The organism is Pseudomonas fluorescens (assembly GCF_001708445.1).
Taxonomy (GTDB): Bacteria; Pseudomonadota; Gammaproteobacteria; order Pseudomonadales; family Pseudomonadaceae; genus Aquipseudomonas; species Aquipseudomonas gorinensis.
This window is the reverse complement of the sequence record NZ_CP015637.1, coordinates 3,092,037-3,107,605: the sequence shown is the minus strand read 5'-3', so window position 1 is coordinate 3,107,605 and position 15,569 is coordinate 3,092,037. Positions and strand designations below refer to the sequence as shown.

Below are 15,569 nucleotides of genomic sequence, written 5' to 3'. Positions count from 1 at the left end.
GTGCCGTTCAAGTTCCTCGAATTCCAGGCATGTTCTTACCCGGTGACGCATACAGCGACACTCAAGCTGTGGGTGGGCAGTGTGTACCGCCCACCTTACAAACCCTACCATCAGGTTACACGATAGTCGTGACGCACTTTGTTTTGCGCTGTCATACCGTGCGAGAAGTTAATCTCGTCAAGTAAGAGAGTGTGGTCATGAAGTTAAGTTATCTAACCAAGGCAGTTGTGGTTATCGCGCTGCTGTCGACCTTGTCCGGTTGCTGGATGTTCATGCCTCCGGGCGGCGGCGGTCATGGCGGTGGCCATGGTCCTGGCGGGCCTGGTGGTCCTGGCTTGCGCTGATAGCAGGCAATGGAGGCAGGCCAAGGGCTTGCCTCTTTTTTTTGCATCGGCCAAATCCAAGGCAAAGAAAAGCCCGCGATGGGGAGAGCGGGCTAAAGGGGATGTTCACTAGGAGCTGGGTTCAACTTAGGCGCTTGCCTGTGAAAGGTTTGTGAAAGCGCTGCCATCAAATTGTACGCCTCGATCTACCCCTGGCTGTACGGGGCAACGGGCCCCATAACCCATTATCGTCGCAGGCATACCGCCCGTTTGGATGCCCATCATGTTTATGTCGACCAGCCTGTTATCGGCCTTTGTGCTGTTTGCCTTCGTTTCTTCGATCACGCCCGGTCCGAATAACACCATGCTACTCGCCTCGGGCGTCAACTTCGGCTTTCGTCGCTCGATGCCCCATGCGCTGGGGATCAGTATCGGCTTCATGCTGCTGGTGATTTCGGTCGGCCTGGGCCTGGGCGAGGTGTTCAAGCTATTCCCTTGGGCCTACACGCTGTTGCGCTATGTGGGCGCGGCGTACCTGCTGTACCTGGCGTGGAAGATCGCGACCGCGGGCGGCATGTCCGAAAGCAGTGATGAGCACGGCACGCCCATGACCTTCCTGGGGGCGGCGGCGTTCCAGTGGGTCAACCCCAAGGCGTGGATCATGGCGCTGGGAGCCATCACCACCTACACGCCGGTCGAGGGCTATGTCACCAACGTGCTGGTGATTGCGCTGGTCTTTGCCGTGGTCAACCTGCCCAGTGTGTGCGTGTGGGTGGGCTGCGGCACGGGCCTGCGCAATGTGTTGCGCGAGTCACGCTGGTTGCGGTTGTTCAACCTGTCGATGGCGGGTTTGTTGGTGCTATCACTGTATCCGATGCTGTTTGCCAGTTGATCAGACCGGCGAAATGGTCGCCAACAGGCCGATGCCGATGGTCAGTACCAAAAAGCCGAACAGGAAAAGTGCCATCTTGGTCATAAGGCCTCCGAAGGGAAGGGGAGCGACAGAAGTGTCGGGATGTGTGCCATTGTCCGCCCCGGGCGGTTTTCGATACAGACCCAGATGACGACGAAAAAACCGTATCAGATGCGTTTGTAAGGCTGTGCCACGGGCTTTCCAAGGGCCCGGTTTTAACAAGATCAGAGACCCAGCGCACCTTGGTACAGCGCCGGCCGTAGTGTACCGACTGAGACAGCCGCCGCATTTGCCCCTTAAGATGGCGCCCACGGCATCAACAATAACAGTGGGCCAACCCTCGATGGAAAGACGTCAATTCAGCGGCGGCATGAAAGGCAAGAACTTGCGCTACCTCGATGATCCCTCCCAGCAGCCGGCGTCGGTCACCCGCGTCGGCTTCTTGCTGCTGGAACACTTCTCTTTGCCGGCATTTACCCAGACCCTCGACACCTTCGTCACCGCCAACCTGTTGCGCCCTGAACTGTTTGCCTCGCGCACTTTTGGCTGCGACGAGGGCGAAGTCATCAGTGACCTGGGCCTGGTGATCCGCCCCGACGCGTGCCTTGATATCGCGGCGCTGCAGGCGCTGGAGCTGTTGGTGATCTGCGGTGGCTTGCGCACCGAACTCAAGGCCAACGACGATTTCATCCACCTGCTGCGCACCGCCGCCGAGCAGGGTGTCAGCCTCGCCGGGTTGTGGAACGGCGCCTGGTTCCTCGGCCGCGCCGGCCTGTTGCAGGGCTATCGTTGCGCGATCCACCCCGAACATCGCCCGGCACTTGCGGAAGTGTCCAAGGCCACCCATGTCACCAGCGAACCCTACGTCATCGACCGCGACCGCCTCACCGCTTCCAGCCCCTCCGGTGCCTTCCATATGGCCCTCGACTGGATCAAGGGCCTGCACGGCAAAGCCCTGGTCGAAGGTATCGAAGACATCCTCGCGTTTGAAGAATCGCGCTACCGGCGCATCAAACCGACGGAAAACGTCTGCGTCAGCGCGCCGCTACGCGAAGTGGTCAAGCTGATGGACGCCAACCTTGAAGAGCCCCTTGAGCTCGACCAACTCGCTGTCTATGTCGGCCGCTCCCGTCGCCAGCTCGAACGGCTGTTCAAGGAGCAACTGGGCACCACGCCGCAGCGCTATTACATGGAACTGCGCGTGACCGAGGCACGGCGTTTGTTGCAGCACACCGAGCTGTCCCAGGTGGATGTGCTGGTGGCATGCGGGTTTGTGTCGCCGAGTCATTTCAGCAAGTGTTATAGCGCGTATTTTGGATACCGCCCCTCCAAGGAAAAGCGCTTGGTCAAGTAGCCTGACGCAGGCGATGTGCAGTCAGGCGGCGACGCCACCTGGGAAGACGCCCGCCCGGCGAGTGTTCTCAAAAGCGATCCAGTCGATAGGCGTCCATGCCGGAGAGTGTCGCCGGCGCTGAAGCCAGTCGCACCACCCACTCCGCCGTTACCGCGGCCTGCGTCAACCCCAAATGCTGATGCCCAAACGCCAACAACACCTTGCCATCGCACACCCGGTCAATCACGGGCAGCGAATCCGGCAACGATGGCCTGAACCCCATCCAGGGTGTGGCGTCCTGCGCGTTCAAGGCCTGGCGAAACAAGCCTTCGCTCAGCCGTTGCAATTGCCAGGCGCGCTGCATGTTGGCCGGGCGCTCGAGGCCGGCGAATTCGACGGTGCCGGCCAGGCGCAAGCCGCCAGCCATGGGGGTCATGATGAACTTGCGCTCCAGGGAGGTGACGGCGAATGGCAGTCGCCCGTGTTCCTGGGGCAGCATCAGGTGATAGCCACGCTCGGTGTCCAGCGGGACTTTTTTACCGGTCAGCGCGGCGGTGAGTTTTGCCGAGTGGGCACCGCAGGCGATCAAGACCTGGCGCGCGGCCAACGGGCCTTGGTCGGTGCTCAGCGACACGCCCTGGGCGTCAACCCGTCCATCCAGCCCCCGCCGCTTGAGGAACTGCACGCCGCTGGCCTGGGCGGCGCTGACTAATGCGCAGACCACCTGGTAAGGGTCGAGAAAGTGCCCTGTCGCCGGAAAAAACAACCCGCCCAGGAGCTGCTCGCTCAGCTGTGGCGCGGCGCGGCGTATATCGGCACTTGACCACACATCCACGGGCACGCCTTGTTGTTGCATGCGCTGGCGCAGCGCCTCGAGCGTCGCGCGCGAAGCGGCCCGCTCGAACACCAGCAACGAGCCGTCCTGGCGCAGTAACTGCGGCTGCGCGATGCTGTCGAGCAGGCGCTGCCAGGCGCCGAGGCTACCTTCATTGAGCGCACGAATACCGGCCACGGTGCGCTGGTAGCTGGCCGGGCGCAGGTTCAACAGCAGGCGTGCGAACCAGGGCAGGGCGCGGGGCAGGTATTTCCAGTCCAGGCGCAGTGGGCCCATGGGGTCCAGCAGCATGGCGGGCAGGCGCTTGAGGATCGACAGGTCGGCAATGGGGAACACTTGTTCGGTGGCCAGGTGGCCGGCATTGCCATAGGAGGCCCCCATGCCGGGGTCCTGTGGGTCGATCACCACCACCTGGCGGCCCTGGCGCGCCAACTGCAAGGCGCAGGCGACGCCAATGATGCCGGCGCCGACGATGGCGATATCCGTTGGGTTGGAATCGGCCATGGTCTACGCCTCTCTCCGGCCGTCGAGCAGGCGCCGCAACAGCAGCGGGTTGCTGTGCTGGAGTGCGGTCGGCAGCAAGCTGTCCGGGAAATCCTGGTAGCACACCGGGCGCAGGAATCGCAGGATTGCCGCCGTGCCCACCGAGGTGCTGCGCGAGTCCGAGGTGGCGGGGAAGGGGCCGCCATGGACCATGGCGTCGCACACTTCGACCCCCGTCGGCCAGCCGTTGACCAGCAGGCGACCGGCCTTGCGCTCCAATACCGGCAGCAGCGTGCGTGCAGGCACCAGGTCGTCTTCATCCAGGTGCAGGGTCGCGGTGAGTTGGCCTTCGAGGTGTTCGGATACCCGGCGTACTTGCTCCTCATCGGCGCACGCCACCACCAGCGAAGTGGCGCCGAAGACTTCGGCCTGCAAATGGGCGTTGCCCAGGAACGCGTCGGCCGAGGCCAGGAACAGATGGGCCTGGCCTTGATTCGGACCTTGCGCCGCCTGGCCCTGCGCAACGAGCCGGGCGTGGCGGGTCAATGCCTCGACGCCCTCTGCATAGGCACTGAAAATCCCCGCAGTGAGCATGGTCTGGGCCGGGCTGCGCGGCAGTAGCTCGCTGACCCTGTTGACGAAGCGGTCCAGGGCGGCACCTTGAACCGCAATCACCAGGCCGGGGTTGGTACAAAACTGGCCCGCCCCCTGGGTCAGCGACGCAACAAACCCCTGTGCCAAGGCTTCGCCCCGGGCTTGCAGCGCGGCAGGAAACAGGTACACCGGGTTGATCGAACTCATTTCCGCATACACCGGAATCGGCTCCGGCCGTGCCTGCGCTGCCTGGGTCAGCGCCATACCGCCACTGCGCGAACCGGTAAAGCCTACGGCCTTGATGCGCGGGTCGGTCACCAGCGTGATCCCGACCTCGTGACCGGAGCCGTACAGCAACGAAAACACGCCCTCGGGCAGGCCGCAGTCGTTAACGGCCTGGGCAACTGCGCGGCCGACCAGCTCACTGGTGCCGGGGTGGGCGCCATGGGCCTTGACGATCACCGGGCAACCGGCGGCCAGTGCCGACGCGGTGTCGCCGCCCGCGACAGAGAAGGCCAGGGGGAAATTGCTCGCGCCAAACACCGCGACCGGCCCCAGTGGGATGTGGCGCTGACGCAGGTCGGGGCGGGCCATTGGCTGGCGCTCCGGTTGTGCCGTGTCTACGCGTACGTCCAGCCATTCCCCGGCACGTACGCAGCGCGCAAACGTGCGCAGCTGCCCGCAGGTGCGCGCGCGTTCGCCCTGTATGCGCGGGCGCGGCAGGCCGGTTTCGGCGCTCGCGCGTTCGATCAATTCGTCCCCCAGGGCCTCGATGCGCTCGGCGATGGTGTCGAGAAATGTGGCGCGATCGGCCAGGGTGGTTTCGCGGTAGCTGTCGAACGCCGCCCAGGCGAGGGCGCAGGCTTGCTCAACCTGTTGGCGTTCACCGCCGGCGTAGGCCGGCTCCATTGGCGTGTGGGTAGCGGGATTGATGGCCCGGATCGCCTCGCGCGTGCCGCAAAGGGGTTGCCGGCCTATCAGCATCTTGCCCGTCAGAGTCATGGGATCATCCTGGAAAACAGAGGGTTGGCCGCTGCAGGAACCGCAGCGGCGCACGGGGGTTATGCGAGGTTCTGTTCAGCCGACCAGTTGGCGTACCACTGGCGGAACAGCGCGTACTGGTTCTCGGCATAGTGCCGCTGGGCATCGCTGAGTGCATCGGTTTCGTTGAAGTGCAAGGCGTAGCCCTGGTCGCCGTTGAGTACCATCAGGTGCTTGTAGTACAGCACCAGGTCGCAGCCTTCGTCGAACGACGACAGCACCGCCAGCGCGCTCTCCAGCTCACGGGCCAGGCGACGGGCCTTGGCATCGCCCTTGGCGGCCTGCTTGCTCAGGGCCACCAGTTGCAGCACTTCCCGTGGCAGGGCGTTGCCGATACCGGTGATGGCGCCGGTGGCGTTGCAGTTGACGAAGCCGTGCACCACCTGGGTGTCGACACCGACCATCAGGGTGACGTTGTCGTCCTGGGAGGTGATGTTTTCGGCCGCGTAGCGCAGGTCTGCGCCACCGCCGAATTCCTTGAAGCCGATCAGGTTCGGGTGTTGGCGGCGCAGCTCGAAGAACAAGTCGGCGCGGGTGGCGAAGCCGTAGTACGGGCTGTTGTAGATCACCGCCGGCAAGGTGGGCGCGGCGTTGAGGATCGCGGCGAAGTGGGCTTTTTGCGCGGTGGCCGAGGCGCCACGGGACAGTACGCGGGGAATCACCATCAAGCCATGGGCGCCGACCTTGGCCGCATGCGCCGCGTGGGATACCGCTTCACGGCTGTTGACCGCGCCGGTACCGACGATCGTCGGCACGCCCGCAGCCACCAGGCGCGCCACGCCTTCCTGGCGTTGGGCTTCAGAGAGCAGCGGCCAGTCACCCATGGAGCCGCAGTACACCACTGCGCTCATGCCGATATCGATCAGTTCACGCCCCTTGGCCACCAGGGCGTCGAAGTCCGGCTGGCGCGCGGCGGTGCACGGGGTCATCAGGGCGGGAATGCAGCCGGTGAAGATGTTGTCGCTCATGGTTCTAGCTCCTTGCAGCGTTCAGTAAAAAGGGGCCCAGGCTCAGATGCCCCAGGCGAAAGGGTCCTGTTCGTCGATCAGCAGGGTGCTGTCGGCGGTCATGTAGGCGCGGCCGGTGATGAACGGGCGCACGCGCTCGCCGTCCCATTCGAAGTGGCCTTCGAATTGGCTGCCGGTAATGCTGGCTTGTACCCAGGGTTCGCCGGGGCGCAGCTTGCCGTCGGCGGCCAGGCACGCGAGTTTGGCGCTGGTGCCGGTGCCGCAAGGGGAGCGGTCGTAGGCTTTGCCGGGGCACATCACGAAGTTGCGGCTGTCGGCGTGGGCGTCGTCGGCGAACAGTTCGATATGGTCGATCAGCGCGCCGTGTTCACCGTGGATGCCTTGGGCTTCGAGGGCCTTGAGCATCGTCCAGGTGTAGTCAGTGAGCGCTTCCACGTGGGCCATCTCCAGCGACTGGCCATGGTCCGACACCAGGAAGAACCAGTTGCCGCCCCAGGCAATATCGCCATACACCACCCCATGCCCGGGGACCTCCACCGGCACCTGCTGGCGATAGCGGTAGGCGGGCACGTTGCGCAGGGTCACGGCGCCGTCTTCATGCAGCGTGGCCGCCACCGGGCCGACGGGGGTGTCAATGGTGTGGACACCCGGTGCGATGCGCCCCAGGTGATGAAGCGAGGCGACCAGGCCGATGGTGCCGTGGCCGCACATGCCCAGGTAGCCGGCGTTGTTGAAGAAGATCACCCCGCAGGTGGCGCCCGGCGTGACGGGCTCGCAGTACAGCGCGCCAACCAGTACGTCGTTGCCACGCGGTTCCAGCAGGCAGGCGCGGCGCCATTGATCATGCTCGGTGCGCAGGTGCTTGAGTTGCTCGGCGATGGTGGCGCCAGCCAGTGCCGGGAAACCGCTCATCACCAGGCGCGTGGGTTCACCGCCGGTGTGGGAGTCGATGACATGCAGTCGTTTCATAACGCGCTCCATTCAGGGATAAGCCGGGGACGGCGTGGCGCTGCCGTGGGGATCGTCGACGGTTTCGCTCTCATCGGCGTCGTGCTCCAGGCGCACCAGGTGGGCTGGCACGCCGGTGGCTGCCCCCCAGTAATAGATGCCCAGGGCGCTGACGGCGACGACGACGGTGTCGAACGGGTGGCTGATTACGCCCAGGCCGCCAAAGCTGCCGAGTTTGGACAGCAGGATCGTCACTGCGTAAAAGCCGATCAGCCAGGCTGACGAGCGCACCTGTTGCTTGAGGCTCACATGCGCGGTCGGCACCCAGCGGGCGCACAGCAGGTACACCGCAAACATCAGGATTTGCAGGCCGAGCAGCCACGACACGGTGCTCCAGCCCGACCAGTACACGATCAGCGCGGCGATGATAAAAGACAGCGGACCGAGCACCGCCATGCCCTTGACCCGGAACGGACGCGCCATGCCCGGCGCATTGCGGCGCAGCGCGGCGACGGTCACGGGGGCCACGGCGTAGCTGAGGATCAGCGCGGCGGACACCACATTGATCAGCGCTTCCCAGGACGGAAACGGCAGGGTCCAGAACACCGACAAGCCAAAGGTCAGCCACAGCGCCGGGCGTGGGATGCCGGACTTCTCATCGATCCGGGTGAAGATCTTGAAAAAGGTGCCGGTCTGCGCCCAGCCGTACACCACCCGCGGCGTGGCGTTCATGTAGATGTTGCCGCAGCCGCTGGGGGAGATCACCGCGTCGGCCACCACCAGGTAGGCCAGCCATCCCACGCCCAGCGCCAGGGCGATATCGCGATACGGCAGCGCCAGTTCCTTGCTGATGCCAGCCCAGCCATCGGCGAGCATGTGTGTGGGCACCCCGCCGAGGAACGCGGTTTGCAGCAGCACGTAGATGGCGGTCGACAGCAGCACCGAAAGGATCAACGCGATTGGAATCGTGCGTTGCGGGTTCTTCACTTCGCTGGCCACCGAGATGATGGGGGTCAGCCCCAGGTACGCAAAGATCACCCCACCGGCCGACACCGCCATCTCGATGCCCGACAGGCCGAACGGCGCAAACCCGTGCATCTGGAAATTCGCTGGCTTGAAGAAGGTGAACAGCACGCCGATCACCAGCAGTGGCACGATGAACTTGAACACGCTCACCAGGTTATTGGCGATGGCGAAGGTCTTTACGCTGCGGTAGTTGAGGATGAAGAACAGGCACAGCAGGGCAAATTGCACCAGCCAGCCGAGGGGCGTCGGGTCGCTGGAACCGACCTTGGTCAACTCGGGAAACCAGGCTGCCGCGTATTGGCGCGAGGCAACCACTTCAATCGCCACCAGGCTGGAAAACGCGATCAGCGTAATAAAGCCCATCAGGTAGCCCAGCAGCGGGCCGTGGGAGTACACCGGGTAACGAACCACCCCGCCTGCACGGGGCAGGGCCGCGCCGAGTTCGCAGTACACGATGCCCAGCAGCAGAACGGCGAAGCCGCCGATCAGCCAGGAAATAATCCCGGCAGGCCCTGCAATCGCGGAGACATGACTGGCTGCAAACAACCAGCCCGAACCGAAGATGGCGCCCAACCCGATAAAGGTCAGGTCCATCAGTGAAAGTTGTTTCTTGAACTTGCCTTGAGCAGACATGGCGGCGCCTTCTTGTGAGTTATTGGATAGGCATGCAGTGGCGCTATCCTGAACCCATCAACCGCGCGACGATTGATGTTTTGCGCACCGAGGCATGACGAATTCGGCACAATTTCCCACGCTCGACAGCGCGCCGGACATGGGGCAATCTGCTCGGTCTCAGGCTCACGAATGGGGTGCGGAAGTCATGTTGCAGCGCGCGTTTTCGACCCTGTGCCAAGGCAGCGAGGCGAGCCGTCCGCACAGCATCGAGCAGGTGTTGGCCGGTGTGGCGCAGCTATTGCCGATGCTCGATGTGATCCCCAATGCCGCGATCTTCATCAAGGATATCGACGCCCGCTACGTGCTTGCCAACCGCACCCTGGTGCAGCGCTGCGGCCTCAAGCAGTTGCAACCGCTGCTGGGCAAGACCAGCGCCGAAGTGTTCCCAGAGCAATTGGGGCCGGGCTACACCGAACAGGATCGACGCGTGCTCGAGCAGGGGGTTGTGCTGGAGGACCAGCTTGAACTGCATCTCTACGGCACTCGCGAACCGGGCTGGTGCCTGACCCACAAATGGCCGTTGTACAACCATGAAGGCCAGATCATTGGCCTCGCCGGCATCTCGGTCGACCTGCAATCCGCCAGCGAAACCCACCCGGCGTACCAACGCCTGGCCGCCGTGGACGAGCACATTCGCGCGCACTTCAACCGTCGTGTCACCTTGGGTGAATTGACCCGTATCGCCGGCATTTCCGTGGCGCAGTTGGAGCGCTACTGCAAGCGCGTGTTCCACCTGACGCCGCGCCAGATGATCCAGAAAGTGCGCCTGGACCATGCCCATCGGTTGTTGCACACCGATATGCCGATCACCGAGGTGGCCCTGCACTGCGGCTACACCGACCACAGTGCGTTCACCCGCCAGTTCAAGGCGTCGACCGGGTTTACGCCCAGGCAGTATCGCCAATTGCAGTAGTTGCGGGTCTGCAATGCAACGAATAGCCCCCGTCGTGGCTCCTATGCTTACGAGTAACTTTTTCACGACTACAGGTATTGGGCTTATGACGGCGGCTGACGACACTCATGTGCACTGGCTGGTGCAGCAATCCATGCTCCACGCGGCGCGCCAGCGGGCCAAGCTCTATTCGGGGCAGGGCCGCTTGTGGCAACAGCCGTATGCACAGACCCGCCCGCGTGACGCGTGCGCCTTGTCGTCGGTGTGGTTCACCGCCTATCCGGCGTCGATTGTCACCCGCGAAGACGGCACGGTGCTGGAGGCGCTAGGCGATGAGACGTTGTGGCATGCATTGTCGAAAATCGGCATCCAGGGCATTCACAACGGTCCGTTGAAAAAGTCCGGCGGCTTGTCCGGGACCACGCACACGCCGACCATCGACGGCAATTTCGACCGCATCAGTTTCGACATCGACCCGCAACTGGGCACCGAGGCGCAGTTGCAGGCGTTGACGCGCATGGCGGCGGCGCACAATGCGGTGATCATCGACGATGTGATCCCCTCGCACACCGGCAAGGGCGCAGATTTCCGCCTGGCCGAGATGGCCTACGAGGATTACCCAGGGCTCTACCACATGGTCGAAATCCGCGAGGAAGACTGGCCATTGCTGCCCGACGTCGCCGCGGGGCGTGATGCGCAGAACCTCAGCCCACTCCAGGTGGACGCCCTGCGTGACAAGCACTACATCGTCGGCCAGTTGCAGCGGGTGATCTTCTTTGAGCCCGGCGTGAAGGAAACCGACTGGAGCACCACGCCGGTGGTCATCGGGGTGGACGGCAAGCCGCGCCGCTGGGTGTACCTGCATTACTTCAAGGAAGGCCAGCCCTCGCTGAACTGGCTCGACCCTACGTTTGCGGCGCAGCAGATGATCATCGGCGACGCGTTGCATTCCATCGATGTGATGGGCGCAAAAATCCTGCGCCTGGATGCCAATGGCTTTCTCGGTGTGGAGCGCAAGCTCGATGGCACCGCCTGGTCGGAGAGCCATCCGCTGTCGATCACCGGCAACCAGTTGCTGGGTGGCGCGATTCGCAAGGCCGGCGGGTTCAGTTTCCAGGAGTTGAACCTCACCGTTGACGATATCGCCTCCATGTCCCACGGCGGCGCTGACCTGTCCTACGACTTCATCACCCGGCCGGCCTACCAGCATGCCTTGCTGATGGGGGACACCGAGTTCTTGCGCCTGATGCTGCGCCAGATGCACAACCTTGGCATCGACCCCGGCTCGCTGATCCACGCCTTGCAAAACCATGATGAACTGACCCTGGAGCTGGTGCACTTCTGGACCCTGCACGCCCATGACAGCTTTCTTTATCAGGGCCAGACCTTTCCCGGCAATATCCTGCGCGAGCATATCCGCGAACAGATGTATGAGCGCCTGGCGGGTGAGCATGCGCCGTACAACCTCAAGTTCGTTACCAACGGCGTGTCCTGCACCACCGCCAGTATCATCACGGCGGCGCTGGGCATCCGCGATCTTGACGCGATCACGCCGGCCGATATCGCGCAGATTCGCCAGATCCACCTGCTGCTGGTGATGTACAACGCCATGCAGCCGGGGGTGTTTGCCCTGTCAGGCTGGGACCTGGTGGGGGCCTTGCCACTCGCGGCCGATGAGGTCGCGCACCTGATGCAGGATGGAGACACCCGCTGGATTCACCGAGGTGCCTATGACCTGGTGGACCTCAACCCGGAGGCCGAGCTTTCGGCGGGGCAGATGCCCCGCTCGAAAACCTTGTATGGCAGCCTCAACAGCCAGTTGCAGGACCCCGACTCGTTCGCCTCCCAACTGCAAAAAATCCTCGCCGTGCGCCGCGCCTACGACATCGCCGCCAGCCGTCAGATCCTGGTACCGGATGTCGAGCACCCTGGCTTGCTGATCATGGTCCACGAACTGCCGGCCGGCAAAGGTATACAAATCACCGCGCTGAACTTCGGCGATACGCCGATCACAGAAACCCTGCACCTGCCCAACATTGCACCGGGGCCGGTGGTGGACATCATCAATGAGCGGGTGGAGGGCGACCTGACCGCTGAGGGTGAATTCACCATTACGCTGGATGCGTACGAAGGGTTGGCGTTGCGGGTGGTCAGCAGCTCGCCGATGTTTTAGTGGGAGCGCCGGGGGGCGTGGGCCTGTTTCAGGATCCAGTCGGTGGCCCACGACTGCCTGGCGCGCGCTATTGAAGTGGCCGTGCGCATTTGTTGATAAAGATCAGAGGCTACACGTCGCAACTCCAGATACTCACTCAATCGCCTCATCCCTGTTGGCTGGCCTGGTGAAAACCGGGCGCTTGGGCGATATATCGGCGGCATTGCCATGGGCCCTGCGGTCCCAAATGCCGCCGCGGGTCACCTCACTCAATGGAGGAGAGGCGTCGTGACGCACTCACAGCCATATATTCGTTGGTTCAAGGAGTTGGGCCTCGACGATGTCGCGCAGGTCGGCGGCAAGAACGCCTCGCTGGGCGAGATGTACCAGCAGCTGACCGGTGAGGGCGTACGGGTACCCAATGGGTTCGCCATTACCTCACAAGCGTATCGGTATGTCCTTGAGCACAATAAGGCCTGGGCGCGGCTGCACGAGGCACTTGACGGTCTCGATGCCAATGACATCAAGGATTTACAAGCCCGTGGGCAGAAGGCAAGGGCGATCGTATATGACTGTACGCTGCCGGAAGACCTGCAGGCGGCAATACGGCAAAGCTACGCACAACTCAAACACGAATACGGTGACAGCATTTCACTGGCCGTGCGCTCCTCGGCGACCGCCGAAGACTCTCCACTGGCCTCGTTCGCCGGGCAGAACGACACCTATCTGAACATCGCCAGTGAAGAGGCGCTGCTTGATGCCTACAAGCGTTGCCTGGCGTCGAACTTTACCGATCGGTCTATCCATTACAAATATGACCACGGCTTTGATTGCTTCAAGGTCTGTCTCGCCGTTGTCGTCATGAAAATGGTGCGCAGCGATCTCGGTGCCAGCGGGGTAATGTTTTCCCTGGATACGGAAACGGGTTTCAAGGATGTCGTGTTCATCAACGCTGCCTGGGGGCTTGGGGAGAATGTCGTACAGGGCACGGTCGCGCCCGACAGTTTCTACGTGCACAAACCCAGCTTCATCGCAGGCTACCGCGCCGTGCTCAAGCGCAGTCTGGGCAGCAAAGAAAAGAAGATGGTGTTTGCCGAGACCCTCAATACCGGAAATATTGCGCTGGAATACACCGTGAATACCGATACATCCACCGAACAACAAGCCCGTTTCTGCCTCTCTGACGAGGACGTCATGCAGTTGGCCGACTATGCCATCAAGGTTGAAAACCACTACTCGAGCAAAGCCGGTTTTTACAGACCCATGGATATGGAGTGGGCGAAGGATGGCGTCGACGGCCAGTTATATTTGGTACAGGCACGTCCTGAAACGGTGGCCTCCCAAGAAAACAGCAACGTGCTGCGCATTTATCAGCTCAAGCAACGATCGACAGTGCTGCTGAAGGGCAAGGCGGTCGGCACCAAGATTGGCGCGGGAAAGGCCCGCGTGATCAACGATGTCAAACAGCTCAGCGAGTTCAAGCCTGGCGAGGTGCTGGTTTCGGATAACACCACGCCGGATTGGGAGCCCGTCATCAAGACCGCTGCGGCGGTTGTGACAAGCGGGGGCGGACGTACCTGTCATGCCGCCATCGTATCGCGTGAGTTGGGTATTCCTGCGATCGTGGGGGCAGTGAACGCGGCAGAGGTCATCCACACCGGAGCGTCGCTGACTATCAGTTGCGCTGAAGGCGAAAGCGGGATTGTGTATGACGGTGAACTGGATTTCGATGTCCAGGAGACGGACCTCAGCCAATTGGGACGCCCCGCGACCAAGATCATGATGAACCTGGCTAACCCCGACCAGGCCTTCAGCCTCGCCTCCCTGCCGGTAGATGGCATCGGCCTGGCGCGTATGGAATTCATCATCAATGAATACATCAAGGTCCATCCAATGGCCCTTGCTCACCCGGAAAAGCTGGATGACGCCACCCGTGAAACAATCGCGGTGCTGGGTAGGGCCTATCAAGACCCGACGGATTTTTTTATCAAGACCTTGGCAGAAGGCGTCGCCACGATTGCCGCGGCGGTGTATCCAAAGCCTTGCGTCGTACGCATGAGCGACTTCAAAAGCAATGAATATGCAACCCTGCTGGGCGGGCAGTATTTTGAGCCGGAAGAGCATAATCCAATGCTCGGATTTCGGGGGGCGTCCCGATACAGCCATCCTGCCTATGCCGAAGGGTTTGCGCTGGAGTGCGCGGCCATGAAATGGGCGCGTGAACACATAGGCCTCACCAACATCAAGTTGATGATCCCTTTTTGTCGCACCGTGAAGGAGGGTGAAAAGGTATTGGCGGCAATGGCCAGCCATGGTCTGCAGCGCGGAGAAAACGGGCTGGAGATCTACATCATGTGCGAAATACCCAACAACGTGATCCAGATCGATGCATTCGCCCAGTTGTTCGACGGCTTCTCCATCGGCTCTAACGACCTGACTCAATTGGTACTCGGCGTGGACCGTGATTCGGAAGTCGTCGCTTTCGATTTCGATGAGCGCGACCCAGGGGTAAAACAGATGATTCGCCTGGCGGTAGAAGGCGCCAGGCGTAACACTCGACACTCGGGAATCTGTGGACAGGCTCCGTCGGATTATCCCGAGATGGCCGAATATCTAGTGGAGATTGGCATCAACTCGATGAGCCTCAGTCCAGACGCCGTGCTCGCCACGATTCGGCACGTCCTGGCTGCGGAAAAACGCTTGCAAATCAGTCGGGCGATTCCCGACGGTTGAAGAGGGCGGCTTTCGCACCATCGGCAATAGCGCTGTAATCGCGGTTTCGACCCTGCGTAGATAACACCCCCATTAGCTAGCGCCGATGGGCAGCGCCATGCCGAACCACCTCGATGCAAAACGCCTGTTCGAAAGGCGGCACGTTGCACTCGACGACGTCATCGGCGGCGACTTGCAGGTGCACGCCGACAATGTCGGCCCGGATCGGCTGCTGACAGACATGTCGGTCGACCAGCACCGCCGTGTAGACCCGACAAGCACCCAGTTGTGCCAGATAGGCGCAAGTACGCAGCAGCGAATGACCTTCAAACAGCACGTCATCGACAACCAGGAACGTCGTGTTGGCAACGTCCAGGTTGCCCAGGCCTGGGTTCTCGATCAATTGCGTGTAGGTATGCAGCACTTGCAGGTCATCGGTGTAACGCTTGACCTGAAGGGGGAAAAGAGGGAGTTCCGGTTGACCGGTCTGACGCGCAATGCACTGGCGCAACCGTTGAGCCAAAGGCTCGCCCCGGCGTTGGAGGCCAATCAGTGCCGTGTGCGAGGCTGGCAGCAAGTGGGTGGCCTTACGCGCCATCGCCTGCAACACATTATCAAGCTCATTGCTGTCATACAGGCGTAACCGCTGGGTTGCCAGTAGGATCGTCATTGCC

Annotated in this window: 12 protein-coding genes; 6 read left to right on the top strand and 6 right to left on the bottom strand. The window is 62.2% G+C overall.

Annotated features, from left to right (window positions below):
- Positions 1–197 precede the first annotated feature (197 nt).
- The 3 genes from A7317_RS30860 to A7317_RS13790 all read left to right on the top strand — a co-directional run bounded on the left by A7317_RS30860 (position 198) and on the right by A7317_RS13790 (position 2,590).
- Positions 198–344: a hypothetical protein gene (locus A7317_RS30860; protein ID WP_172831352.1), complete on the top strand. Its 147-nt coding sequence runs from the start codon at positions 198–200 to the stop codon at positions 342–344.
- Positions 345–606: 262 nt separating this feature from the next.
- Positions 607–1,215, top strand: coding sequence for a LysE family translocator (locus tag A7317_RS13795; RefSeq protein ID WP_069076060.1), 609 nt, complete (start codon positions 607–609; stop codon positions 1,213–1,215).
- 391 nt (positions 1,216–1,606) lie between these two features.
- Entirely contained in the window at positions 1,607–2,590 is a 984-nt protein-coding gene (locus A7317_RS13790; RefSeq protein WP_069076059.1) for a GlxA family transcriptional regulator, read from the top strand.
- Positions 2,591–2,657: 67 nt separating this feature from the next.
- Here A7317_RS13790 and A7317_RS13785 read toward each other — a convergent pair whose 3' ends face one another.
- Genes A7317_RS13785 through A7317_RS13765 form a run of 5 tightly spaced genes read right to left on the bottom strand, consistent with a single transcriptional unit; the run spans position 2,658 to position 9,097 of the window.
- Positions 2,658–3,908: an NAD(P)/FAD-dependent oxidoreductase gene (locus A7317_RS13785; protein ID WP_069076058.1), complete on the bottom strand. Its 1,251-nt coding sequence runs from the start codon at positions 3,906–3,908 to the stop codon at positions 2,658–2,660.
- A 3-nt stretch (positions 3,909–3,911) separates the two neighbouring features.
- Entirely contained in the window at positions 3,912–5,483 is a 1,572-nt protein-coding gene (locus tag A7317_RS13780; RefSeq protein ID WP_069076057.1) for an aldehyde dehydrogenase (NADP(+)), read from the bottom strand.
- 59 nt (positions 5,484–5,542) lie between these two features.
- Positions 5,543–6,490 carry a dihydrodipicolinate synthase family protein gene (locus tag A7317_RS13775; RefSeq protein ID WP_024075704.1) on the bottom strand — a complete coding sequence of 316 codons (948 nt, stop codon included), beginning with the start codon at positions 6,488–6,490 and terminating at the stop codon, positions 5,543–5,545.
- Positions 6,491–6,532: 42 nt separating this feature from the next.
- The gene (locus tag A7317_RS13770; protein WP_069076056.1) at positions 6,533–7,459 is read right to left on the bottom strand and encodes a 4-hydroxyproline epimerase; all 927 of its coding nucleotides are present in this window, start codon (positions 7,457–7,459) and stop codon (positions 6,533–6,535) included.
- A gap of 12 nt (positions 7,460–7,471) precedes the next feature.
- Entirely contained in the window at positions 7,472–9,097 is a 1,626-nt protein-coding gene (locus tag A7317_RS13765) for an APC family permease (RefSeq protein ID WP_069076055.1), read from the bottom strand.
- Between the two features lie 187 nt (positions 9,098–9,284).
- On the opposite strand from A7317_RS13765, the gene A7317_RS13760 reads away from it, so the two are divergent.
- From A7317_RS13760 to ppsA, 3 genes are all read left to right on the top strand, one after another.
- The gene (locus A7317_RS13760) at positions 9,285–10,052 is read left to right on the top strand and encodes an AraC family transcriptional regulator (protein ID WP_069076054.1); all 768 of its coding nucleotides are present in this window, start codon (positions 9,285–9,287) and stop codon (positions 10,050–10,052) included.
- Positions 10,053–10,137: 85 nt separating this feature from the next.
- Positions 10,138–12,204 carry a maltose alpha-D-glucosyltransferase gene (gene treS / locus A7317_RS13755; RefSeq protein ID WP_069076053.1) on the top strand — a complete coding sequence of 689 codons (2,067 nt, stop codon included), beginning with the start codon at positions 10,138–10,140 and terminating at the stop codon, positions 12,202–12,204.
- 267 nt (positions 12,205–12,471) lie between these two features.
- A complete protein-coding gene (gene ppsA, locus A7317_RS13750; RefSeq protein ID WP_069076052.1) occupies positions 12,472–14,916 on the top strand; it encodes a phosphoenolpyruvate synthase in 2,445 nt (814 codons plus the stop codon).
- Positions 14,917–14,992: 76 nt separating this feature from the next.
- Here ppsA and A7317_RS13745 read toward each other — a convergent pair whose 3' ends face one another.
- Positions 14,993–15,565: a phosphoribosyltransferase family protein gene (locus A7317_RS13745; RefSeq protein ID WP_024075698.1), complete on the bottom strand. Its 573-nt coding sequence runs from the start codon at positions 15,563–15,565 to the stop codon at positions 14,993–14,995.
- Between the last annotated feature and the right edge of the window lie 4 nt (positions 15,566–15,569).